At 62.8% G+C, this 22990-nt stretch carries 22 protein-coding genes; 10 read left to right on the top strand and 12 right to left on the bottom strand.

Annotated elements, in window-relative coordinates; translation table 11 throughout:
- Positions 1 to 60 precede the first annotated feature (60 nt).
- Positions 61 to 699 carry a glycerol-3-phosphate 1-O-acyltransferase PlsY gene (gene plsY, locus ACN22W_RS14310; RefSeq protein WP_419685138.1) on the top strand — a complete coding sequence of 213 codons (639 nt, stop codon included), beginning with the start codon at positions 61 to 63 and terminating at the stop codon, positions 697 to 699.
- Positions 700 to 771: 72 nt separating this feature from the next.
- Here plsY and ACN22W_RS14305 read toward each other — a convergent pair whose 3' ends face one another.
- Entirely contained in the window at positions 772 to 1257 is a 486-nt protein-coding gene (locus ACN22W_RS14305) for a YajQ family cyclic di-GMP-binding protein (RefSeq protein ID WP_057926110.1), read from the bottom strand.
- Between the two features lie 136 nt (positions 1258 to 1393).
- Between ACN22W_RS14305 and murB the strand changes: the two genes are divergently transcribed.
- From murB to ACN22W_RS14290, 3 genes are all read left to right on the top strand, one after another.
- Entirely contained in the window at positions 1394 to 2443 is a 1050-nt protein-coding gene (gene murB / locus ACN22W_RS14300; protein WP_419685136.1) for a UDP-N-acetylmuramate dehydrogenase, read from the top strand.
- Positions 2444 to 2667: 224 nt separating this feature from the next.
- Positions 2668 to 3042 (top strand): ArsR/SmtB family transcription factor, encoded by a 375-nt coding sequence (locus ACN22W_RS14295; RefSeq protein WP_419687427.1) that lies wholly within the window; start codon positions 2668 to 2670, stop codon positions 3040 to 3042.
- A complete protein-coding gene (locus ACN22W_RS14290) occupies positions 3039 to 4121 on the top strand; it encodes an SRPBCC domain-containing protein (RefSeq protein ID WP_419685134.1) in 1083 nt (360 codons plus the stop codon). Before ACN22W_RS14295 ends, ACN22W_RS14290 begins: the two co-directional genes overlap by 4 nt.
- Positions 4122 to 4219: 98 nt before the next feature.
- On the opposite strand, the gene argF is transcribed toward ACN22W_RS14290, so the two are convergent.
- Positions 4220 to 5149, bottom strand: coding sequence for an ornithine carbamoyltransferase (argF, locus tag ACN22W_RS14285; RefSeq protein WP_343494828.1), 930 nt, complete (start codon positions 5147 to 5149; stop codon positions 4220 to 4222).
- A 413-nt stretch (positions 5150 to 5562) separates the two neighbouring features.
- Here argF and ACN22W_RS14280 point away from each other — a divergent pair, with 413 nt between their 5' ends.
- Positions 5563 to 5883: a DUF3579 domain-containing protein gene (locus ACN22W_RS14280; RefSeq protein WP_048245154.1), complete on the top strand. Its 321-nt coding sequence runs from the start codon at positions 5563 to 5565 to the stop codon at positions 5881 to 5883.
- 149 nt (positions 5884 to 6032) lie between these two features.
- Here the strand turns inward: ACN22W_RS14280 and rpsT are convergent, their stop codons facing one another.
- Entirely contained in the window at positions 6033 to 6305 is a 273-nt protein-coding gene (gene rpsT / locus ACN22W_RS14275; RefSeq protein WP_047898858.1) for a 30S ribosomal protein S20, read from the bottom strand.
- 246 nt (positions 6306 to 6551) lie between these two features.
- Here rpsT and murJ point away from each other — a divergent pair, with 246 nt between their 5' ends.
- Positions 6552 to 8159, top strand: coding sequence for a murein biosynthesis integral membrane protein MurJ (murJ, locus tag ACN22W_RS14270; protein ID WP_419685131.1), 1608 nt, complete (start codon positions 6552 to 6554; stop codon positions 8157 to 8159).
- Between the two features lie 8 nt (positions 8160 to 8167).
- On the top strand, positions 8168 to 9010 hold the full coding sequence (locus ACN22W_RS14265) for a SirB1 family protein (protein WP_129512814.1): 843 nt from the start codon (positions 8168 to 8170) through the stop codon (positions 9008 to 9010).
- Positions 9011 to 9077: 67 nt separating this feature from the next.
- On the opposite strand, the gene ACN22W_RS14260 is transcribed toward ACN22W_RS14265, so the two are convergent.
- The 5 genes from ACN22W_RS14260 to lpxK all read right to left on the bottom strand — a co-directional run bounded on the left by ACN22W_RS14260 (position 9078) and on the right by lpxK (position 13035).
- Positions 9078 to 9836 (bottom strand): SDR family NAD(P)-dependent oxidoreductase, encoded by a 759-nt coding sequence (locus tag ACN22W_RS14260; RefSeq protein ID WP_193098917.1) that lies wholly within the window; start codon positions 9834 to 9836, stop codon positions 9078 to 9080.
- 223 nt (positions 9837 to 10059) lie between these two features.
- A complete protein-coding gene (adk, locus tag ACN22W_RS14255; protein ID WP_193098916.1) occupies positions 10060 to 10722 on the bottom strand; it encodes an adenylate kinase in 663 nt (220 codons plus the stop codon).
- 208 nt (positions 10723 to 10930) lie between these two features.
- On the bottom strand, positions 10931 to 11722 hold the full coding sequence (gene kdsB / locus ACN22W_RS14250; protein WP_419685128.1) for a 3-deoxy-manno-octulosonate cytidylyltransferase: 792 nt from the start codon (positions 11720 to 11722) through the stop codon (positions 10931 to 10933).
- Between the two features lie 109 nt (positions 11723 to 11831).
- Complete coding sequence (locus tag ACN22W_RS14245; RefSeq protein ID WP_010090898.1) at positions 11832 to 12026, bottom strand: Trm112 family protein; 195 nt, start codon at positions 12024 to 12026, stop codon at positions 11832 to 11834.
- On the bottom strand, positions 12007 to 13035 hold the full coding sequence (gene lpxK, locus ACN22W_RS14240) for a tetraacyldisaccharide 4'-kinase (protein WP_419685121.1): 1029 nt from the start codon (positions 13033 to 13035) through the stop codon (positions 12007 to 12009). Before lpxK ends, ACN22W_RS14245 begins: the two co-directional genes overlap by 20 nt.
- Before the next feature lie 284 nt (positions 13036 to 13319).
- Between lpxK and ACN22W_RS14235 the strand changes: the two genes are divergently transcribed.
- The 3 genes from ACN22W_RS14235 to sodB all read left to right on the top strand — a co-directional run bounded on the left by ACN22W_RS14235 (position 13320) and on the right by sodB (position 15673).
- Positions 13320 to 13535: a hypothetical protein gene (locus ACN22W_RS14235; RefSeq protein ID WP_419685119.1), complete on the top strand. Its 216-nt coding sequence runs from the start codon at positions 13320 to 13322 to the stop codon at positions 13533 to 13535.
- Positions 13486 to 14868: an exodeoxyribonuclease VII large subunit gene (gene xseA, locus ACN22W_RS14230; protein ID WP_419685117.1), complete on the top strand. Its 1383-nt coding sequence runs from the start codon at positions 13486 to 13488 to the stop codon at positions 14866 to 14868. Before ACN22W_RS14235 ends, xseA begins: the two co-directional genes overlap by 50 nt.
- Before the next feature lie 226 nt (positions 14869 to 15094).
- Entirely contained in the window at positions 15095 to 15673 is a 579-nt protein-coding gene (gene sodB, locus ACN22W_RS14225) for a superoxide dismutase [Fe] (protein ID WP_011352986.1), read from the top strand.
- A 361-nt stretch (positions 15674 to 16034) separates the two neighbouring features.
- Here sodB and ACN22W_RS14220 read toward each other — a convergent pair whose 3' ends face one another.
- From ACN22W_RS14220 to ACN22W_RS14205, 4 genes are all read right to left on the bottom strand, one after another.
- A complete protein-coding gene (locus ACN22W_RS14220) occupies positions 16035 to 16634 on the bottom strand; it encodes a hypothetical protein (protein WP_124609891.1) in 600 nt (199 codons plus the stop codon).
- Positions 16635 to 17648: 1014 nt separating this feature from the next.
- On the bottom strand, positions 17649 to 20909 hold the full coding sequence (locus tag ACN22W_RS14215) for a hypothetical protein (RefSeq protein WP_419685113.1): 3261 nt from the start codon (positions 20907 to 20909) through the stop codon (positions 17649 to 17651).
- Positions 20910 to 21011: 102 nt separating this feature from the next.
- The gene (locus ACN22W_RS14210; protein WP_419685111.1) at positions 21012 to 21785 is read right to left on the bottom strand and encodes a hypothetical protein; all 774 of its coding nucleotides are present in this window, start codon (positions 21783 to 21785) and stop codon (positions 21012 to 21014) included.
- 101 nt (positions 21786 to 21886) lie between these two features.
- Positions 21887 to 22954: a hypothetical protein gene (locus ACN22W_RS14205; protein ID WP_175028265.1), complete on the bottom strand. Its 1068-nt coding sequence runs from the start codon at positions 22952 to 22954 to the stop codon at positions 21887 to 21889.
- Positions 22955 to 22990 lie beyond the last annotated feature (36 nt).

The raw sequence follows: 22990 nt of genomic DNA, 5'->3' as shown, positions 1-22990 counted from the left end.
GTTTCGGCTTGCCGCACATAGCCTTCCCTTTACCGATACGTTGAAAGAAGAGTCCTCCGCATGCAGATCCTGCTCGCCGCCCTCGTTGCCTACCTGATCGGTTCGGTGTCGTTCGCCGTCGTCGTCAGCGGCGCGATGGGCCTGGCCGACCCGCGTTCGTACGGGTCGAAGAATCCCGGCGCGACCAACGTGCTGCGCAGCGGCAACAAGAAGGCCGCAATCCTGACGCTCATCGGCGACGCGTTCAAGGGCTGGATCGCCGTCTGGCTCGCGCGGCACTTCGGCCTGCCCGACGTCGCGGTCGCATGGGTGGCGATCGCCGTGTTCCTCGGCCACCTGTATCCGGTGTTCTTCCGCTTCCAGGGCGGCAAGGGCGTCGCGACCGCGGCCGGCGTGCTGCTCGCCGTGCACCCGGTGCTCGGGCTCGCGACCGCGCTGACCTGGCTGATCGTCGCGTTCTTCTCCCGCTATTCGTCGCTCGCCGCGCTGGCGGCGGCCGTATTCGCGCCGGTGTTCGACGTGTTCCTGTTCGGCACGGGCCACAACCCGGTCGCGTGGGCCGTGCTCGCGATGAGCGTGCTGCTCATCTGGCGTCACCGCGGCAATATTTCGAAGCTGCTCGCGGGGCAGGAGAGCCGGATCGGCGACAAGAAGAAAGCGGCCGCGGACGGCGGCGCGCAGGACGGCGGAAAAGCCTGACGTAGCGGCGATTGCCGCGTGCCGGGCGCGCCGCGTGTGCGGGGCCCGGCGTGATGACGGATCGGCGGCCGATCAGTCGCGGAAGTTGTTGAAGTCGAGCGGCGTATCGGTCACATCCTTGCGCAGCATCGCGATCACGTTCTGCAGGTCGTCGCGCTTCGTGCCCGCCACGCGCACGGCGTCGCCCTGGATGCTCGCCTGCACCTTGATCTTGCTGTCCTTCACGAGCCGCACGATCTTCTTCGCGAGATCGCCCGTCACGCCTTTCTTCACGGTGACGATCTGCTTGACCTTGTCGCCGCCGATCTTCTCGACCTTGCCGTAGTCGAGGAAGCGCACGTCGACGTTGCGCTTGGCCAGCTTGTTGATCAGCACGTCCTTGACCTGGCCGAGCTTGAAATCGTCGTCGGCGAACAGCGTCAGCTCGCGCTCCTTCTGCTCGACGCGCGCGTCGGAGCCCTTGAAGTCGAAGCGCGTCGAAATTTCCTTGTTCGACTGCTCGATGGCGTTCTTCACTTCGATCATGTTCGCTTCGGAAACGACGTCGAACGATGGCATGGTTTTCTCCCTTGAGATGCGGGCACCCGGCTCGCGCGCGGGCACTCGCTATAATTGCGGACTGTTTGCCATTTTACCGATGCCCCTCCGTTTGCCCAAGGCCGGCCATGCGCCGCTCGGGCGGACGTGACCGCGAATGCCGATGCTCCCTGACGATTCCGCCCTGTCGCTGCTTCCCGACCATCCGCTCGCCGCGCACAACACGTTCGGCATCGCCGCGACGGCGCGCTTTGCCGCGCGCATCACGCACGCGTCGCAGTTCGAGGCGCTGCATCGCGACCCGCGCGTCGCGAGCCTGCCGCGGCTCGTGCTCGGCGGCGGCAGCAATGTCGTGTTCACGCGCGATTTCGACGGTGTCGTGCTGCTCGACGAGATCGCGGGCCGCCGCGTCGTGCGCGAGGACGACGACGCGTGGTACGTCGAGGCCGGCGGCGGCGAGAACTGGCACGCATTCGTCGCGTGGACGCTCGAGCACGGGATGCCGGGCCTCGAGAACCTCGCGCTGATCCCGGGCACCGTCGGCGCCGCGCCGATCCAGAACATCGGCGCGTACGGCCTCGAGATGAAGGCGTATTTCGATTCGCTGGTCGCGGTCGAGCTGGCGACGGGGCGCAGCGAGCGCTTCGACGCCGCGCGCTGTGCGTTCGGCTATCGCGACAGTTTCTTCAAGCGGGAAGGGCGCGGCCGGTACGCGATCGTGTCCGTGACGTTCCGGCTGCCCAGGCAATGGACGCCGCGGCTCGGCTACGCGGACGTCACGCGCGAGCTCGACGCGCGCGGCATCGCGCCCGATGCGGCGACGCCGCGCGACGTGTTCGACGCGGTCGTCGCGATCCGCCGCGCGAAGCTGCCCGATCCGCTCGTGCTCGGCAACGCGGGCAGTTTTTTCAAGAATCCGGTGATCGACGCCGCGCAGTTCGATGCGTTGCGCACCCGCGCGCCCGAGGTCGTGTCGTATCCGCAGCCGGACGGGCAGGTCAAGCTTGCCGCCGGCTGGCTGATCGACCGCTGCGGCTGGAAGGGGCGTGCGCTGGGCGCGGCGGCCGTGCATGACCGCCAGGCGCTCGTGCTCGTCAATCGCGGCGGCGCGACGGGCGCCGACGTGCTCGCGCTGGCGCAGGCGATCCAGCACGACGTGTTCGCGAAATTTGGCGTCGAGCTGGAGCCGGAGCCGGTCTGCCTGTAAGCCGGGACAGGACACCCGCGTAACGGAACCGTGCCGGCTGTTGCCGGTTCCACACGGCGAACCGTCCATTTTTCTCGAAGCGCGCCGTCATGTCCCGCATCGCGCCGCACCGCCCGGCGGCGATGCGCGCGTCGTTTCGTCCCGCCGCCCGCCCATCCACGCCGTCCCGCCGCCACACCCATCATCCCCTTGACTCTCATTTAACCTTGAAGTTAAATGAGATCATGCATTCCACATCCGATTCCCTGTCCGCGGTGTTCGCCGCGCTGGCCGACCCTACCCGGCGCGCGATCCTGGTGCGGCTGGCCGAGGGCGCGGCGCCCGTCGGCGAACTGGCCCGGCCGTTCGACATGTCGGCGCCGGCGATTTCGAAGCACCTTCGCGTGCTCTCGGAGGCCGGGCTGATCGAGCGGGAAGTCAATGCGCGCTGGCGAATCTGCCGGTTGCGCGCGGACGGGATGCGCGATGCGCACGGGTGGCTCGAAGCCTATCGGCAATATTGGGAAGAGAGCCTCGATCGACTGACGGCGTTCGTCGAACAATCGTGCGCGGGTGGCACGGCCGGCGACGACGCCCCACCTCGGCGGGAGAAGTCATGAGTCAGGCAGCGACGTTTCATCTCGAATTGAACCGGTTCATCCGCGCGCCGCGCGAACGTGTTTTCGACGCGTTCACGAACGAAACCGCGCTGGCGACCTGGCATTGTCCGCGCGGGATGGGCGTGATCGAAGCAAGCGCCGACGCGCGGGTCGGCGGCAAGTACCGCATCGTGATGGGTGGGCGCGACGGTTCGCGCCACATCGCGGGCGGCGAATACCAGAAGGTCGATCGCGTCGACTTTCTGGCGTACACGTGGGCCTGGGAGGCCGGGGCGATGCCGGCCGATCTGAAGACGCTGATCGAGGTCACGTTCACCGACCAGGACGGCGGCACGCATCTGCACATGCGTCACAGCGGCTTTCCGAGCGAGGCCGAGCGCGATTCGCACATGGGCGGATGGCAATCGGTGTTCAACCGGCTCAACGATCTGCTGGACCCGGAGGGCAGCGCGGGTACCGTCGTCGTGATCGGCGATCCGCGCAGCAGTTATTGCCGGACCGTGCGGATGGCGCTCGCGGAAAAGGGCGTCGCGTACACGTTGCAACCGCTGCCGCCGCATTCGCCGGAAGTGCTCGCGCACAACCCGTTCGGGCTTATCCCGGCATTCTGCGACGGTCCGATCGAGTTCTACGAAACGCGTGCGATCCTCGGCTATATCGACGAAGCGTTCGACGGCCCGAGCCTGCTGCCCCGGTGGGGCGCCACCGCGCATGCGCGCGGCGAGCAATGGATCAGCGTGATCAACTGCTATGCGTACGACGCGATGGTGCGCCGCTACGTGCTGCAGTACGTGTTCCCGAAAGGCGAGAATGGCCAGCCTGATCGCGCGGTGATCGACACGGCGCTGCCTGAAATCGACAAGCATCTGCAGGTGTTCGACACCGCGTACGGCGTGCGCGATTACCTGGCCGGCAGCGAGTTGTCGATGGCGGATCTGTTCCTCGCGCCGATCCTGGCGTACGTGGGCATGTTCCCCGAAGGGGCGGAATTGCTGCGGAAATACCCGAACGTCACGCGTGCGCAGGCGGTGATGCGCGAGCGGCCAAGCTTCGCCGCGACGCAGCCGGTGCCGGGCTGATGGGGGCATTGCCATGAGCGCGCCTGCCGCGCGGGTCGCGGGAAAATAAAAAGCGCCGGCTGTGCCGGCGCTTGTCGCTTGCGGCGAGGCCGCGCGCGTCAGTGCTTCAGCCGGCCGAGCAGCAGGAACTCCATCAGCGCCTTCTGCACGTGCAGGCGGTTTTCCGCTTCGTCCCACACGACGCTCTGCGGGCCGTCGATCACGCCGGCCGTCACTTCCTCGCCGCGGTGCGCGGGCAGGCAGTGCATGAACAGCGCGTCCGGGTTCGCGTGGCCCATCATTTCCTCATCGACGCACCAGTCGGCGAACGCCTGCTTGCGTGCCTCGTTCTCGGCCTCGAAGCCCATGCTCGTCCACACGTCGGTCGTCACGAGATCGGCGCCCTTGCACGCTTCGTTCGGGTCGTCGCACACCTCGTAGAACGGCGCGCTGTCGGGCGACACCAGCTTCATGTCGAGCGCGTAGCCGGGCGGCGTCGACAAGCGCAGCTTGAAGCCGAGGATCTGCGCGGCTTCGATCCACGTGTAGAGCATGTTGTTCGCGTCGCCGACCCACGCGACGGTCTTGCCGGCGATCGGGCCGCGGTGCTCGTAGTACGTGAAGATGTCGGCGAGTACCTGGCACGGGTGGTATTCGTTGGTCAGGCCGTTGATCACCGGCACGCGGGAGTTGTCCGCGAAGCGCTGGATGATCTCCTGCTCGAACGTGCGGATCATGATGATGTCGACCATCCGCGAGATCACCTGCGCGGAATCCTCGACCGGCTCGCCGCGGCCGAGCTGCGTGTCGCGGGTGCTCATGAACACGGCGTGGCCGCCGAGCTGGAAGATCCCGGCTTCGAACGACAGGCGCGTGCGCGTCGAGTTCTTCTCGAAGATCATCGCGAGCGTGCGGTCGTGCAGCGGGTGATAGGTCTCGTAGTTCTTGAACTTGCGCTTCAGGATACCCGTGCGTTCGAGCACGTACTCGTAGTCTTCCAGCGAGAAATCCTTGAACTGCAGGTAGTGACGAATGGTTTTGGCGGTCATGAAGCGAGATACGGCGGGTTTCACCCGGCAGCGAGGCCGGACGGCGCCGCCGTCGGGTGTGGATAACTCAAAGCAGCATAAAGGATTTTCTGTGCTTTGACGAGCCACGGAGAGAAACGGGGCGCGATCTCGTCGCGCCGTCGGCGGCACGGGAAGCGGGGCCTCGGAACGACGCGCGATGGCGCGCTGCGGTATAATCCAAAAGTTTTCTCCAGCCCGGCAGGCAAGCCTCATCGCGCTCTGCCGGACACAAGCCGTGCGCTGCACAAATCCGGTGCAGTACACCGGCGGCGCGCTCCGACGCCCCGTTTTCGGGATATCGGATGGCTTGTGCCGCCGTTCATTCCAGCTTTGTGTTCGCGTATCCAGGCGCCGTCGCCTGGGCATCGCCGGGCCGTCACTTGGGTAACCACATGGCTGAAACCCCTCCGACCGAATTTTTCATCCAGGGCATCACGAAAGACGGGAAAAAGTTTCGCCCGAGCGACTGGTCGGAACGTCTGGCCGGTGTGATGGCCTGCTTCGGGCCGGGGGCGAGCGGGCCGAATGCGCGTCTCAAGTATTCGCTGTACGTGCGCCCGACGATGCTCGGCGATCTGAAGTGCGTGATCCTCGATTCCCGGCTGCGCGACATCGAGCCGATGGCTTTCGATTTCGTGCTGAATTTCGCGAAGGACAACAACCTCGTCGTCACCGAGGCGTGCGAACTGCCGGACTACAGCGCGAAGAAATGATGCCGACGGGCGAGGGCGCCTGCTGCGCCCGCCCTGGCTGTCGTCGGCCGGCATGATGTCCGGACGACAGACGACAAAAAAGCCCGCCTAGGCGGGCTTTTTTGCGATCGCAGGAAACAGGAGCGCCCGCGTGGGCGGGCGCACCGGAGTTACGCTGCTGCCTGCAGGCCCTTGACGGCTGCGGCGAGGCGGCTCTTGCTGCGAGCGGCCTTGTTCTTGTGAACGATCTTCTTGTCGGCGATCGTGTCGATCGTCTTCACGGCAGCCTTGAACAGATCGGCAGCCTTTGCGTGGTCGCCGGCTTCAACAGCCTTGCGGACCGACTTGATCGCGGTACGGAATTTCGAGCGCAGCGCCGAGTTGTGCGAGTTTGCCTTCGCGGCCTGGCGGGCGCGCTTGCGTGCTTGTGCGGAGTTAGCCATGACGGTTCCTTATCCTGTCCTGTTTCCAGAGCTTGGAGCCTGACGGCCAAGCGCTGCTTTTCGATCCGTCCCCTGAGAACGATTGCCCAGGGGCGCATAAAAAAACGGTGAGTTTAACCGAGGCCGGGACATGAAAACGGCAGTTGCCGTGCATGTACGAGCCCAGAAACCGGCGATTATAGCAACAAAATCAAGCGAGTGGCAAGCTTGAAGTGATTCCCGTCGGGAGGGACGCCGGCGGCGTGCGTGCTTTTCGGCTTCGGTCCGTGCCGGGCCACGCAACGTCCGTATAATAAGCGCCCCATGAATCTATTCCGAGCCCTGCTGACGGTCAGCGGCTTCACGCTGCTGTCGCGCGTGACCGGACTGGCCCGCGAGACGCTGATCGCCCGTGCGTTCGGCGCCAGTCAATACACCGACGCGTTCTACGTCGCCTTCCGTATCCCGAACCTGCTGCGCCGTCTGTCCGCCGAGGGCGCGTTCTCGCAGGCGTTCGTGCCGATCCTCGCCGAGTTCAAGAACCAGCAGGGGCACGATGCCACGAAGGCGCTCGTCGACGCGATGTCGACCGTGCTTGCGTGGGCGCTTGCCGTGCTGTCGGTCCTCGGGATCTTCGGCGCGTCGTGGGTCGTGTTCGCGGTCGCGTCCGGCCTGCACACCGACGGGCAGGCGTTCCCGCTCGCGGTCACGATGACGCGGATCATGTTCCCCTACATCGTGTTCATTTCGCTGACGACGCTCGCGTCCGGCGTGCTGAACACGTACAAGAGCTTCTCGCTGCCCGCGTTCGCGCCGGTGCTGCTCAACGTCGCGTTCATCGCCGCGGCCGTGTTCGTCGCGCCGCACCTGAAGGTGCCGGTATACGCGCTTGCGTGGGCCGTCATCGTCGGCGGCGTGCTGCAGTTCCTCGTGCAGCTGCCGGGCCTGAAGAAGATCGACATGGTGCCGCTGATCGGCCTGAACCCGCTGCGCGCGCTGCGTCACCCCGGCGTGAAGCGCGTGCTCGCGAAGATGGTGCCCGCGACGTTCGCGGTGTCGGTCGCGCAGCTGTCGCTGATCATCAACACCAACATCGCGTCGCGGCTCGGGCAGGGCGCCGTGTCGTGGATCAACTACGCCGACCGCCTGATGGAATTTCCGACGGCGCTGCTCGGCGTCGCGCTTGGCACGATCCTGCTGCCGAGCCTGTCGAAGGCGCACGTCGACGCCGATTCGCACGAGTATTCGGCGCTGCTCGACTGGGGGCTGCGCGTCACGTTCCTGCTCGCGGCACCGAGCGCGCTCGCGCTGTTCTTCTTCGCGACGCCGCTCACCGCAACCCTGTTCAACTACGGCAAGTTCGACGGGCATACCGTCACGATGGTCGCACGCGCGCTCGCGACCTACGGGATCGGCCTCGTCGGCATCATCCTGATCAAGATCCTCGCGCCGGGCTTCTATGCGAAGCAGGACATCAAGACGCCCGTGAAGATCGCGATCGGCGTGCTGATCGTCACGCAGATCTCGAACTACGTGTTCGTGCCGCTGATCGGCCACGCGGGCCTCACGCTGAGCATCGGCGTCGGCGCGTGCCTGAACTCGCTGCTGCTGTTCATCGGGCTGCGCAAGCGCGGCATCTACCAGCCGTCGCCGGGCTGGCTGCGCTTCTTCGTGCAGCTGATCGGCGCGACGCTCGTGCTCGCGGGCCTGATGCACTGGTTCTCGATCGCCTTCGACTGGACCGGGATGCGCGCGCAGCCGCTCGATCGCATCGCGCTGATGGCCGCGTGCCTCGTGCTGTTCGCTGCACTATATTTCGGTATGTTGTGGGTGATGGGCTTCAAATACGCTTACTTCAGAAGGCGCGCCAAGTGACGACCGCTATGACCCGCGTCCTCGACTACTTCAGCACGCTCGTGGCGGACGACGACAGCCTGCCCGTCACGGAAACCGCGCTGTCGCTGGCGCAGGACGCGTATCCCGACCTCGACCTGCAGGGCACGCTGGCCGAACTCGACATGCTGGCGGCGCGGCTGAGCCGGCGGCTCGCCGACGATGCGGACCTGAAGGGCCGTGTCGCCGCGCTGAACGACTTCTTCTTCCGCGAGCTGGGCTTCGCGTGCAATCACAACGACTACTACGACCCCGATAACAGCCACCTGAACGCGGTGCTGAAGCGGCGGCGCGGGATTCCGATCTCGCTGTCGGTGCTGTATCTGGAGCTCGCCGAGCAGATCGGCGTACCGGCGCGCGGCGTGTCGTTCCCCGGTCACTTCCTGCTGCGCGTCACGCTGCCGGACGGGGACCTGATCATTGATCCGACCAATGGCCATTCGCTGTCCGAGGCCGAGATGGTCGAGATGCTCGAGCCGTACGTCGCGCGCGCGGCCGGTGCGGTCGACAGCGCGTTGCGCGCGCTGCTGCAGCCCGCGACGAGCCGCGAGATCATTGCGCGGATGCTGCGCAACCTGAAGACGATCTATCTGCAGACGGAACGCTGGCAGCGGCTGCTCGCGGTGCAGCAGCGCCTCGTGATCCTGTTGCCCGAGCAGCTCGACGAGGTGCGCGATCGCGGTTTCGCGTATGCGCGGCTCGACTACCTGCGCCCCGCGCTCGAGGATCTCGAGCAGTATCTCGGCGAGCGGCCGGATGCGGACGACGCGACCGTCGTCGAGTCGCAGGTCACCGAACTGCGGCAGCGGATGCAGCGCGACGGCGAGGATTGAGCCGGCGCGCGATTGTCGAAGCCTCGAATCAAAAACGCCCGCATCGCGGGCGTTTTTTCATCGGCGCTTACTTCGGCTGCATCCGGATCGCGCCGTCGAGGCGGATCACCTCGCCGTTGAGCATCGGATTCTCGACGATCTGCCGCACCAGCATCGCGTATTCGGCCGGTTTGCCGAGCCGCGGCGGGAACGGCACCATCGCGCCGAGCGCGTCCTGCACGTCCTGCGGCATGCCGAGCAGCATCGGCGTTTCGAACAGGCCGGGCGCGATCGTCATCACGCGGATGCCGCTGCGCGACAGGTCGCGCGCGATCGGCAGCGTCATGCCCGCGACGCCGGCCTTCGAGGCCGCGTACGCGGCCTGGCCGATCTGCCCGTCGAACGCGGCGACCGACGCGGTGCTGACGATCACGCCGCGCTCGCCTTCCGCCGTCGGCGCGGTTGCCGCCATCGCGGCGGCCGCGAGCCGGATCATGTTGAACGTGCCGACGAGGTTCACGTTGATCGTCTTCGCGAACACGTCGAGCGGATGTGCACCGTCCTTGCCGACCGTTTTCGCTGCGGGCGCGATGCCTGCGCAATTCACGAGGCCGCGCAGCGTGCCCGCGCGCGTCGCCGCGTCGACGGCCGCCTGCGCGTCGGCCTCGCTCGAGACGTCGCAGCGCACGAATTCGCCGCCCAGCTCGGTCGCGAGCGCGACGCCCGCCGCCTCGTTCAGGTCGGCGAGCACGACCTTGCCGCCTGCCTGCGCGAGCATCCGGGCCGTTCCGGCGCCGAGGCCCGATGCACCACCCGTGATCAGAAAGACGTTGCCGCGAATCTCCATGACTGCCTCCTTTGTCGACCGCCCTTAGCGCTTTAGCGCTTAGGGAGGTCCCATGCAAAGCGTCGACCGCCCTTGGCGCTTTAGCGCTTAGGGAGGTCCCATGCAAAGCGGTGGTTCCGTTCGATGCCGGGCGTACCCGTTCGACCGATTGTACGGGGCGCCGTCGCGCGGCCGAAAAAAAAGCCGCCCGGAAAGGGCGGCTTGCGGATGCGCGATGCGCTGCTTACTTCAGCGCGTCAAACGCGCGCTCGCGGATTTCCTCGACGCTGCCGAGGCCCGAGATCTTGCGATACTGCGGGGCCTTCAGGCCGTTTTCCTCGCCGCGCTGCGCCCAGTCGCCGTAGTACTTGATCAGCGGCTTGGTCTGCGCTTCATACACTTCGAGACGCTTCTTGACGGTTTCTTCCTTGTCGTCGTCGCGCTGGATCAGCGGTTCGCCCGTCACGTCGTCCTGGCCCTCGACCTTCGGCGGGTTGAACTTGACGTGGTACGTGCGGCCCGATGCCGGGTGCGTGCGGCGGCCGCTCATGCGCTCGATGATTTCCGAGAACGGGACGTCGATCTCGAGCACGTAGTCGATCGCGACGCCGGCTTCCTTCATCGCGTCAGCCTGCGCGATCGTGCGCGGGAAGCCGTCGAACAGGTAGCCGTTCGCGCAATCGGATTCCTTCAGGCGCTCCTTGACGAGGCCGATGATCAGGTCATCCGTCACGAGCTTGCCTTCATCCATGAAGCGCTTCGCTTCGATGCCGAGCGGCGTGCCGGCCTTCACGGCCGCGCGCAGCATGTCGCCCGTCGAGATTTGCGGGATGCCGAACTTTTCCTTGATGAAGTTTGCCTGGGTGCCCTTTCCCGCGCCGGGTGCACCCAACAGGATCAAACGCATGGTGATATCTCCAAGTATGTAGATTCGTGTGGCGAGCTTCGAAGGCGTCGGCGACAGTGTGCGCGGGGCTTGCCTGGCGCGCGGCGGGCTGGTCTGATGCGGCGCGTCGGCTTCGGCGACGCGCGGCTGCCGGCAGGGCCGCGGGCGGGGTCAAGCGAGAACGCGCTGGTCACGGACGGCTCGCACAATCGCCTGATTATGCCACGGGTTATTTTGAACCCGGCTGAAAAAGGGCCTGCACGCGCGCGAGATCGGCCGGCGTGTCGATTCCGGCTTCGGGCGCTTGCTCGGTGATCAGCACTGCGATGCGCTCGCCATGCCAGATCGCGCGCAGCTGTTCGAGCTGCTCGGCCTGTTCGATCGGTGCCTGCGCGAGCGTCGGATACGTGCGCAGGAAACGCGCGCGATACGCATAGAGGCCGATGTGCCGGTAGACCGGAAACGCAGGGGCCGGCATGACCGCGACGTCGGGCCAGTGCGGCTGGTACGCGTCGCGGCTCCACGGAATCGGCGCGCGCGAGAAGTACAGCGCGACGCTCTGCGCGTCCAGCGCGACCTTCACGACGTTCGGGTTGAACACGTCGGCCGCGGTGTGAATCGGGTGGGCGGCGGTCGCGATCGCGCACGCGGGATGCGCGGCCAGGTGCGACGCTACGTCGCGCACCAGCACGGGGTCGATCAGCGGTTCGTCGCCCTGTACGTTGACGACGACGGTGTCGTCGCTCCACCCGAACGTCGCCGCGACTTCCGCGAGCCGGTCGGTGCCGGACGGATGGTCGGCGCGCGTCAGCACGGCTTCGAAGCCGTGATCGCGCGCCGCGTCGAGCACGCTCTGCGCGTCGGACGCGACCAGCACCTGCTGCGCGCCCGCTTCGCGCGCGCGCTCGGCGACGCGCACGACCATCGGCTTGCCGCCGAGATCGGCGAGCGGCTTGTTCGGGAGCCGCGTCGACGCGAGCCGGGCGGGAATGACGGCGATGAAGGGTTGCGGGTGAGTCATCGGGGGAGCGGTGAGAAGGTCGGGGCGGGCGGCGCGTCGGGAGCCGGCGCCCGGCGGGGTTCGGCGAGCCGGCCGCGGATGGGCCGCGGCCGGGGCGTCGTCGGGCGGCTTAGCGGCCGGCCGGGTCGACCGGCGTGCCTTCGACGGTCTGGCGTGCTTCGTCGACGAGCATCACGGGGATGCCGTCGCGGATCGGGTACGCGAGCTTGTCCGCGTTGCAGATCAGCTCCTGCGCGGCACGGTCATAGTGGAGCGGGCCTTTGCAGATAGGGCACACAAGGATTTCAAGCAGGCGAGCGTCCACGGAGTTTCTCCACAACGAGGGCAATGAGGCGAGGGTCGAGCGCGGCTTCGACGGGGACCACCCACAGTCGAGCGTCGCGCCAGGAAGCGCCCAATTTTACTGCATCCTTCTCGGTGATCAGGATCGCGTCGACGGCGTCGTCGACGAACGGATTGTCGGCGAACGCGTAGTGGTCGGGCAGCGCACGGGTTGCCGGCGCGAGACCGGCCGCGCGCAGCGTCGCGAAGAAGCGTTCCGGCGCGCCGATGCCGGCCGCCGCGAGCACGCGTTCGTGCGCGAACTGCGACAGCGGGCGGCGCAGCGCGGGCTGATCGAGGTGCCACGCGGCGCCCGGCGTGAGCGCGAGCGAGTAGGTGTCGGGCCACGGCGGCAGCGTGCCGCTGTACGGGTCGTTGACGAGCGTCGCGTCGCGGTGCCGCGACAACGGCTCGCGCAGCGGCCCGGCCGGCAGCAGGAAGCCGTTGCCGCCGAGCCGGTGGTCGAACACGACGAGCTCGACCGTGCGAACGAGACGGTAGTGCTGGAGGCCGTCGTCGCTGACGATCACGTCGACGTCCGGATGCGCGGCGCGCAGCGCCTGCGCGGCCGCGACGCGGTCGGGGCACACCCAGACGGGCGCGCCGGTGCGGCGCGCGATCAGCAGCGGTTCGTCGCCGGCCGCGCTCACGCGCGACGCGGGCGTGACGGCCGTCGGCACGGTCACGTTCGCGCCGTAGCCGCGCGACACGACGCCGGGCGTGAAGCCGGCCGCCCGCAACGCGTCGACGAGTGCGATCACGGTCGGCGTCTTGCCGGTGCCGCCGACGGTCACGTTGCCGACCACGACGACGGGCACGCCGACGTCGACCGGCTTTTTCCAGCCCTGCGCATACGCGGTGCGCCGCAGTGCCGCGCACAGGCCGAACACGCACGCGAACGGCGTGAGCGCCCACGCGAGCGCGCCGCGCCGCTGCCATTCGCGTGTCAGGCGCGCTTCGAGCCGGGCGAGCGGGCCGCCGGGCGCGCTCATCGGGCCGGGCGCGGCGCGTGGTGCGCCGCGGCGTGGGACGGATTCGTCAAGGCGGATTCTCCGTTGGGCGGCGCATGCCGCGGGGTCTGCGGAAGGCGGCACTCTAGCGCGCCGCAGGCGGACGCGGCAAGCGCGACCGGCCGACGCAGCCTGCGGGGCCGGATCGCGGCGGCCTGTGGACAACTCTGTGAAAAACTCCCCGGTCGATCGCCTCAAACGCCCGCCGGGCGGGCATCGAATCGGATGCGAATGATTTCGAAAGGTTTAAAAATCTATAAAAATCAATGCGTTATGACGAATTGTCTGGATTTTTAAGCAGTTTCAAAGCGTTTGAGCCGGACCGTTGCCAGAATGTGGACACCTTCCGCGCGTCGCGGCGAATGCGGCCGGTGCTGGACGTCGCGCGCGTGTCGGACTATCGTGTCGCCGCCAGCATTCATCCGATCGCCCATGCCTTCCGACTCTCCTTTTTCCGCACCCGGCGCGACGCGCGGCGGTGACGAAGTGATTCCCGTTTCGGCGCTCAATCGCGCGATTTCGACGATGCTCGAGCGCTCGTTCCCGCTGCTGTGGATATCGGGCGAAGTGTCGAATTTCACGCGTGCCGCGAGCGGCCACTGGTATTTCTCGATCAAGGACCAGCAGGCGCAGATGCGCTGCGTGATGTTCCGCGGCCGTGCGCAATACGCGGAATTCACGCCGCGCGAAGGCGACCGGATCGAGGTGCGCGCGGTCGTCACGATGTACGAGCCGCGCGGTGAAGTCCAGCTCAACGTCGAGGCCGTGCGGCGCACCGGGCAGGGGCGCCTGTACGAGGCGTTCCTGCGGCTGAAGGCGCAACTCGAGGGCGAGGGGCTCTTCGCGCCCGAGCGCAAGCGGCCGCTGCCGGCCCACCCGCGCGCGATCGGCATCGTCACGTCGCTGCAGGCCGCCGCGCTGCGCGACGTGCTGACCACGCTCGCGCGCCGCGCGCCGCATATTCCGGTGATCGTCTATCCGGCGCCCGTGCAGGGCGCCGGTTCCGCCGAAAAGCTCGTCGCGGCCGTCCAGGCCGCGAATGCGCGGCGCGAGGTCGACGTGCTGCTGGTCTGCCGCGGCGGCGGTTCGATCGAGGATCTGTGGTCGTTCAACGACGAAGCGCTGGCGCGCGCGATCGCGGCGAGCGAGCTGCCGGTCGTCAGCGGCGTCGGGCACGAAACCGATTTCACGATCGCGGATTTCGCGGCCGACCTGCGCGCGCCGACGCCGACCGGCGCGGCCGAGCTCGCGAGCCCGCAGCGCGCGCTGCTGCTGCGCGAGGTCGACGAGCGCCAGCGTGCGCTCGCGCGCGGTATCGAACGCATGCTCGAACGGCGCGCGCAGCAGCTCGACTGGCTCGCGCGCCGGCTCGTGAGCCCGGCCGAGCGGCTGCAGCGGCAGCGCACGCATGTCGAGCAGCTCGCGGTGCGGCTCGCGTCGGCGGCCTCGCGGCCGGTGCGCGACGCGCGCGCGCGGTTTGCGCTCGCGCAGTTGCGCTGGCAGCGCGCGCGGCCCGATCCGTCGCAGGCGCGCCAGGCGCTCGCGGGGTTGTCGCAGCGTCTCGCGGTGGCGTTGCAGCGCCGTCACGAACGCGACATGGCACGTGTGTCAGCCTGTGCGGCACGGCTCGAGGTGCTGAGCCCGCAGCGCACGCTCGAACGCGGTTATGCGGCGCTCATCGACGCGCAGACCGGCCGCGCGGTGCGCGCGCCGAGCGCGCTGAAGCCGCAGCGCCGCCTGACCGTGCATCTGGCCGAAGGCTCGGCCGACGTGTCGCTTGCCGACGTGCAGCCGCGCTTGACCGATACGATCTGAGCGGGCCGGCGTAAGCGAAACGCAGGTCCCGCAACGCATGCGCGAAGCACGGGAACGGATGCCGCGCATCGCCGGTTCGTCCTGCCGGACGATGCGCAAACATCGCTTTTCCGCATACTGCGGATAAATGGCCCGTGAGTTTGCGGGGTTATTCGTCCTCGCCTACAATCGGACGCTCGGCAGCATTCAACACAAGCCTCCCTACATACTCAACGAAGGAATCGCCATGGCTCATACGCTCCCGCCGCTCCCGTACGCTGAAGACGCACTCGCGCCGACCATCTCGCTCGAGACGATCCAGTACCACTACGGCAAGCATCATCAGGCTTATGTGACGAACCTGAACAATCTGATCCCGGGCACGGAATTCGAGAACCTGTCGCTGGAAGAGATCGTCAAGAAGTCGTCGGGCGGCATCTTCAACAACGCCGCGCAAATCTGGAACCACACGTTCTTCTGGAACAGCCTGTCGCCGAACGGCGGCGGCGCACCGACGGGCGCGCTGGGCGACGCGATCAACGCGAAGTGGGGCTCGTACGACGCATTCAAGGAAGCGTTCACGAAGGCTGCGGTCGGCACGTTCGGTTCGGGCTGGGCATGGCTCGTGAAGAAGGCGGACGGTTCGCTCGACATCGTGTCGACGAGCAACGCCGCCACGCCGCTGACGACCGCCGACAAGGCGCTGCTGACGATCGACGTGTGGGAACACGCGTACTACATCGACTACCGCAACGCACGTCCGAAGTTCGTCGAAGCGTTCTGGAACATCGTGAACTGGGACTTCGCAGCGAAGAACTTCGCGTAAGGTCCGGCACCTGTGTTCCGTCACAATAAAGTTTGGAAACGGCAACAAAGTTTGGAAAGTTGACGGAGTGACCCGCAACAAACTTTGGAAATCGTAACCGATATGAAAGCCCTCGTCACGAGGGCTTTTTTTCGAAATTTGAATTTCGAAAGTTGTACGTGATCGCTGACTATAGATACAGGGACTAATCGCGTTTACCCCGCGGTGGGAGCGGTCCAACCGAATGGTGTGAGTGCCACGTTGTACGCAGGCGAGTTCGGAGTTGGGTACCCGGACGTCCACTCACGCGGGCGTGCGCCATGTACGGTACTTTCCTGAAATTCTTGCCGCTCGATGCTGCCGTGCTTCGATGCCATGAGTCTCAGACATTTGGCCAAAGTGCCGCGACATACGCCAGCTCAGCATCAATGATGGCCCTCTGTACCGCAGAGTTGGTGCCAAGCGTGTATAGCTTAGATCCACGCACATCCAGAACCCCCATGCGTGTATTTGCGCTTGATTTTTGTCTGAGGCAATGCTCCATGAGTGCGGTAATAAGATCCATTTTGGATTTATTTACATCGTCATCTTTCAAGTAAAGCTTTATGACGTGTGGCGTATCGTTGTAAAGCAATCCAATTTCAGGGTTGACGGAGACCTCGATGCCGGAATTTGTATACACGGCCGTTGGTGGAGAAAACCATTGAGGTCTCTTTGCTCCCCACCATTTTCGATATCCTTCAATAATTTCCGGATACGCGGAGCGCTTCTTTACATCTTTAAGGCCATCGAGAATGGAGTCTAGCTCGGATTTGGATTTTCCAGATTGGTGAACGGAAACGATTCCATCGCGCAATGGCTTGTAGAAATCAATCGCCGGGCTGTAGTCATCTCTGTTTTTGATTTGTCTAACTTTTGTTGCCTTCGGGGAGCCCGCCTTCGAAACTACGTCAACTAGATCGGTGAGGGAAAGTCGCGGCATAGTTGCTCCAGGATTATGATCGTGGCGTGCAGTCCGTTTGGTAGCATACTCTTGAATTGGATGGATATGTGGTGCTGAGATCGAAGTTCGATGGATTTTATGTGGAACGGAGGTGGGAATAGATTTAAGGAGGTATTTTTTCTACGGAAAACGTTTGAGGGGTGATGTGTTTTCTCGAATGCTACGTTATGGTTAAGTCCAGTTCACTTCAATTGTGAATTGAATTGCGAGTTGGACATCTAGGTGACGGAGGGCGTTGATGGGGACCTTGCACCCATGGAAAAGACGAGTCTTCATTGACACGGAGTTCACGAATTTGGACTCTCCGGCGCTTGTAAGCCTCGCGCTAGTTGCGGAGGATGGCCGCGAATTCTACGTCGAGCTGACAGATTATTTAGTTAGTGACTGTACTGACTTTGTGCGAACGATTGTTGTTCCACAGCTAGGACAATATCCCGATAGAGTGATGTCCAGTGTGGAGGCGGCAAGGGAGTTGAGCAGCTGGATGAACGAACTTAGGCAGCGCCGTGAGAAACCCGTGCTTTGCTACGATCATCCTATCGACGTCGAACTGCTGGTGCGGTTGCTTGGAAAGAGACCAACGGGTTGGCAGTTTCAGAATGTAGCAGCAAGGCTTGATGTGAGCGAGCGTGGCCGATACTTAGAACAATCCGGTAGGCATCATCACGCACTGTTCGATGCACGAGCAAATTGCACTTCGTTTCGTTGAGCAAGTTGTACTTCAGTCCGATAGTCATGACTGGCGCCAGCTCAATTTGGTACCTAAGTCCGGCGAGGCAGTGAATATCAAAGACCTGCTTGCGACAGAACAGCCGGGAGACGATCGCGCGAGACCCTCATCGTTTGCGTTCGGGCGAAGATCCAGAACGAACGCAAGCAAGCAGGGAGTACCGGAGCGCCAGATAGATTGTTGGTCCGCGCACACACCTCCGACGTTCGATCGAGAGGGCCATCAAGGCGTTATATGAACTCCTGCTGTTGAATAGGTCACCCTCATTCGGGTACAGAGAAATTCCAAAAAAACGAGAGGCGGATAGTCTCGACCGACTCGGGCGACCATTCAATTCCGATGCACATCGCTTCGTCAAAGGCCGCGTACGAAAGCTTCGTGAAGTCCTCGAGCTGGGCTATATAGCAGGCGTCAACAGTGACCGGCGCTGCGTGAATTGGTACGTCTCCCAAGTGGCCGATAACACTTGCGACGTCGTTCTCACGTCGGTAGTTAAACGCAAGTGCATCCGAAGCATTGCCTGGGCCTTCGCGCAACTGACGAAGCCATGCTGGCGCACTTTGAATCGGGACGAGGATAGCTGGAGTGCCGCCGTTCCGCTGAATCGATTGTACTTGTTCTGCGAGCCAGCCGAGAAAGACGTCAGTGCTTGTATTGGGCAAAGAAGCTGGGCGCTTAGCGTGCAGGTATTTTTCGATGATGGTTGAAGCAACTTGCTCTCCAACCAGCTTGTTATACCACTCGATGGAGTGGTCATGCCCGCTTTCCAGCGGCGGGTCTGTGAAGGGGCCTTTTCTAACGTTCACGACGTTTAACCTCGACAAGTCAGCGGAGCAAGGTTCAGCGATAAACGTTGGAGCGAGGGAAAGCGGAAAAATGGTGCATTGCTTGTCCAAGATGTAGCGTGAAACCGCGGATGACGCTAGCGCCAATCTGCTATTTGCGACCTGTGCGTTAGTGAATACCGCCTGCCGCGCTTCGGCGGCGGCAGTAGCCAATGCATTCAAGTCGCCCGCCAAAGCCGTTTGTGCGTCCTCCGAGCTGGTTGCATTGCCTAGTGCCTTCCGCAGTTTATCGATCAGATCTAGCCGGGATGTGAGGCCTGGTGAATTCAAAGCGTCGCTGAGTTGTCGCGCGAAATGTCGCAACTGTTCAAGTTGGTTCATGTCTCGAGACCAGTACGGCACAGCCGATACTGCGGTGAAGACACCGAAGGGCGTTCGGCCACCCGCAACGGCAAGGAGTAGCTCGATTTGCGTGTTGAGGAGCGACTGCATATCGCTGTCACTCCAGCCGGAAAATATTCGTCCGCCGAGTCGGTCAGGCTCAAGGGCGTCAAACATAGCGCGCACGACTCCGTTGAGCCGATTCTCGTAACGTCGGTCGGCATTTTGCGCGCGAACGAGATGCAGCCAAACCCTGTTGAACTCGGAAATCTCTCGCACCGCTACCGTTCCACCTTCTATGTAGCTACGCCCAGTTAGTAGTGCGACTGCCAATTCAAACGAAAACGTAGAATCGCAGCCCGAGGCGTCAGTCCACGAAACGAGTACAAGTGCAGTGACAAAGCGAATGTCGACCCAGTATCGCCGCAACAATGTCGACGCGAGCGCCTGCGCAATCGCTGGTTCCTCATCCCCTTCTGGGAGGTTCTCCAACGACGAGCGTACAACCGACCAATTATCGTCAATGCACGCGAGCGTGTGGATGGGGAACTCATGTTCGGGCAACGGATGACCATCAAACTGTGATTCCTGGGATGCCCACCACTTTAGGAGCGAGTCCTCGAGATATAGTGCGGCTGTCCGGTCCCCGCGAACGACTGCCCCGGAAAGCATCTTGACCAAGTATCGAAGATACTCCGCAGCGAGCCGTAGTTGCTCTGAGAGCGCCTGCCATGCATTCGCCGCATTGTCGGGGGGCACGCGGATATCCAAATAGCTGCTGGCTTCCCAACCTTCGATAAAAGTCTTTACCGCGGACTCGTACTGCTTCGCCGATGGGATAGGCAAAACGACTGCGTTTGCAGCACCGCGCATCGTGAGGCCTTTGTCGTCAGCCTTCGATTGCCACCACAAGCCGAGTCGATGTGACATCAGTGATGACAGGTTCAGCACATACGAAACGACATCTGGGTGCTGGCCATGAAGCCGGTTGAGCAGGCGGTAAGGTATGTGGCAGCAGCGGCTATAGAACGGCGTTCCAAGATTGACATCTGTAACGGCTGCGATAATGAGTTGCCGGTACCCATTGACCCATTCTTGGTGAAGACGCAAACCACTCAGTTGATACGGGTCTGAGAGCAACGCGGCATTGTCCTTCGTTCCATCATCGGCCACGAACGCCCCTGCTTTAATCAACTCGGCATGGAGATCGAGCAGTGCAGATATCGTTTCGGCCGCGGCCTCGAATCGATGTTGCTCGAGCAGCGTGAGCACCTCGGCAGCCAACTCTTCAAAGATGTCGATTGTGGATGTTGAGGGCTTCCTTTGCCCAAGTACGAGCGAGCGACGAATCAGGAGTGCTGCGATGCGGCTTGGTGGTTCCCCGTCCCGCACGGTGCACAAAGTTTCCTCGCCGCTGAGTTGTTCACCAGGCGAGAACGTAAAGGAGAGGCACGGTGACCGGATCGAGACTGAACGTGGATTCCCAGAGGATTTTTCGCGGTGAGCACGAATCCATAGTTCCGTTGCGATGCGAAGCAAACGAAGGCGGACGTCGACAACCGTCTTCGAGCCGCGGACCATCACGGTGACATAGGGTGTACCGTCGGGGAATGGGAGGTACCGCACGCGAGGTTTGCTCGAACGTCTTCCTTCCTCTTCTACCGTATCCCCGACATGGCCCTCTTGGAGAAAAATGCTTCCCTCAAGCCGCCCACGGATATCTGCTGGCAAGGCGTTGCTCACGGCGTAGCGCGTGAAAACGCGCATCCTGGTGCTGTCGTCAAGATAGAGGACGGTCCGATACAGAAACCATGCAGTGAGCACGGTGTTAGCAAAGAACCAGACACAGTCCCCGGCCGCCCCCATGGCAATCCATTCCGCTGAGACGTAGGGGACAGCCAGATACTCAGCGCCCATGGTGGCGACCAGCGCTATCGAACTGATGCCAGCTGTAAGCGCCGCAGCGTCACGCAGGTACAACTGCAAGCTAAGTTTTGCCGTGGCTCGGCGCTGAAGAAGCACTGCCACAAACGCAATGACGATTGGATATACCAGGGCGGCAATTGTTGCCTGTACTGACCAGAGCGTGCCAACATACGCTGCAAATTCCGCGTTGCTCCAGTCGTAGGACGGTACCGTCAGGGCGAGAAATCGAGGGCAGGTCCACCAAAGCAACGCTATGATGAATTTCACGGCGACCAGTACCGACAAACAAACGAATGGCCTCCCGAGCGCAAGGGGGACCAGCTGCCGCCAGCTCGCAATATTGAAGGATATGGATACGCTCTGCTGGCCCAACCACTGGGCGACAATTTTGTTGACCCGGCGTGACAGATTGTCAAATGCGAAGCTGAGCATCGTTGCTCCACTTAAGCTGTCGGGCTCAACTATCTTCAGGTAGTTGAGCCGGATATCGTGTGACCGAAAAGGTGCTAGCGCCGCCGTGTCGGCGTCAAACTGCTATCTGATGACGCACTGCGAAAAATCCCGAGCGAATGCAAATCGAGTACAGCCAGCTATTACAGAAAGATTTAAAAACCTGACGCTGCTTGCGTCCGCGCGGGGCATGTCCATATTTCCGAGGAGGGAAACCGTCGGGGATAGCGGAACATACAGTGCTTGAGGGCTATCCGGGACGAGAAACTCGCCGGCGCCTGGTTCCGCCTCCGTGACGTACCATCGTATACCCTTTAACTGAAGGTGCGTGTAGTCAATGGCACGCTGGATGTGCATTCCGGTTAGCTGCCGGCTACCCATCATGCCATTCTCGTCTATGAACAGGTAATGGTTGCTCTCCAGCCGTTCCTTTTTATCCTTTGTGATTTCATTATCTGGCGTCACACCTTTCAAAATGACTGCAGGTACAGGGTTTGCGCTGTAGTGCACGCGGTGTTTCCATAGAGCGTAGAAAGCAGTGATCGTATCGTTCTCGAGAGCTAACCGTCGACGGTCCCCGTAAAGAACGAGGTTGGCGATTTTCTGAAACCGTTTCTCAATTTGCGCCATGTATCCTGACTCGGCGCGTTGGTCCCAGAGACGTTTCGCACAGAACATTTCATGCTCGGCCGTAACGCGAAGACGACTTTGGGTTTCACCCAATCGGAGCACGCTTACTTTCCCGTCAAGTCCATAGAAGCGTTCGATAGATTTTCGAGGGAATATATGTTGTCGTTGTACTAAACCGTACGGATTTCCTTTCTGCACGGGTTCGGGCTTGTGTTTGCGGTATTCCACAGGTTCGTCCTCGTGGATATGGCTAGGTTTGCCTCGGGTCGCTTGTTAACCTGCGCTTATCGAGAGCCTCAGGGCGAGCGATGGCACATACAATCCCCATGCTACCGTGTCGTCGCTGGCGCTCTGTTCTGAGGCTCACCATTCAAAGAGCCTTCTCTATGTACGGCATCATTCATTGCGTCAAGGAAGGAGGAGTTGAACGGGCCTCGCATGAATAGATGCATTCCAGGAACGACAGGTGGAGGAAGCTGGAAGTGCTGTCGCATGACTTCACTGAATTGCTCGCATACCGCAAGCGTTCGATAGACGACGGAATTGATTGCGGGGCGCAAGGGTACGAGATTGTTAGGTTGACGCTCCTGATCCCGCCATATCTTCATACTCTCAAACGGTCGCAGGTGCCCTGAGATTAGGAAATCTGCATCGCCGGAAAAAATGATCTGCATCTGCGATCCGTGATGCACTAAGTTGTCGCGTATTGTTCGGAGTTGGAGAAAGAACGGCGTCACCGCCACGTAGAAGTCGACAAGGGGCAGTGGCAGACCAAATTTTTCGACCAATTTTTCAGCAGTCGCAGGCGCCTCTTGGAACAATGCGACGGCAGCGAAAGAACCCTTCATCGGGCGCTTCGTGTTGGCAGTGCCAGTTAGCGTAACCTTTTGCCATAGCTTATTGATAACCTCTTGCAGCAAGTCGAAGAGGCTCCTGCATACAGACAATACATACTCGACCTCTGTTGCAACCATCCTCGTGATGCCCGACCCGACATTGTCCCGGGATGTGTGCAGTAGTTGAAGCTTTGCCAGCGATGCCGATAGATTCGAGATGTCATCCATCACGCCGGCAACGGCCAATTTCAGTTCAGGAAAGGACGCGTGCTGAGCGATGAAGTCCATGAACCGAAAATGTGCATCGGTTGGTGATTGAGGCTTCTCGGCGAAATAGAATCCTTCCGCAAGTTCCACAATATTCAGTTCAACCAAGGCACCAGTTGCAACGCGGGCCCATGTCCGCCATCGAGTTCCATCGTGAAAGAAGTTGCTCATCACAATGCGCCTGTCAAGGTTGGCGAGATCTACGAAGGGAATGGGCGCCGACGATGGAGTCTCGAAGACTGGATGTACATCGGGAGTTGGCTGGTTCTCGTCTATCATGGTTTCTGAAGACATCTTGGGGTTCTTTGGCAGCAAAGGAGACTCTTGCAA

It is taken from the genome of Burkholderia theae (genome assembly GCF_048565265.1).
Classification (GTDB): Bacteria; Pseudomonadota; Gammaproteobacteria; order Burkholderiales; family Burkholderiaceae; genus Burkholderia; species Burkholderia theae.
Note: the sequence above shows the minus strand (reverse complement) of the source record. Positions and strands in the feature narration are given on the sequence as shown.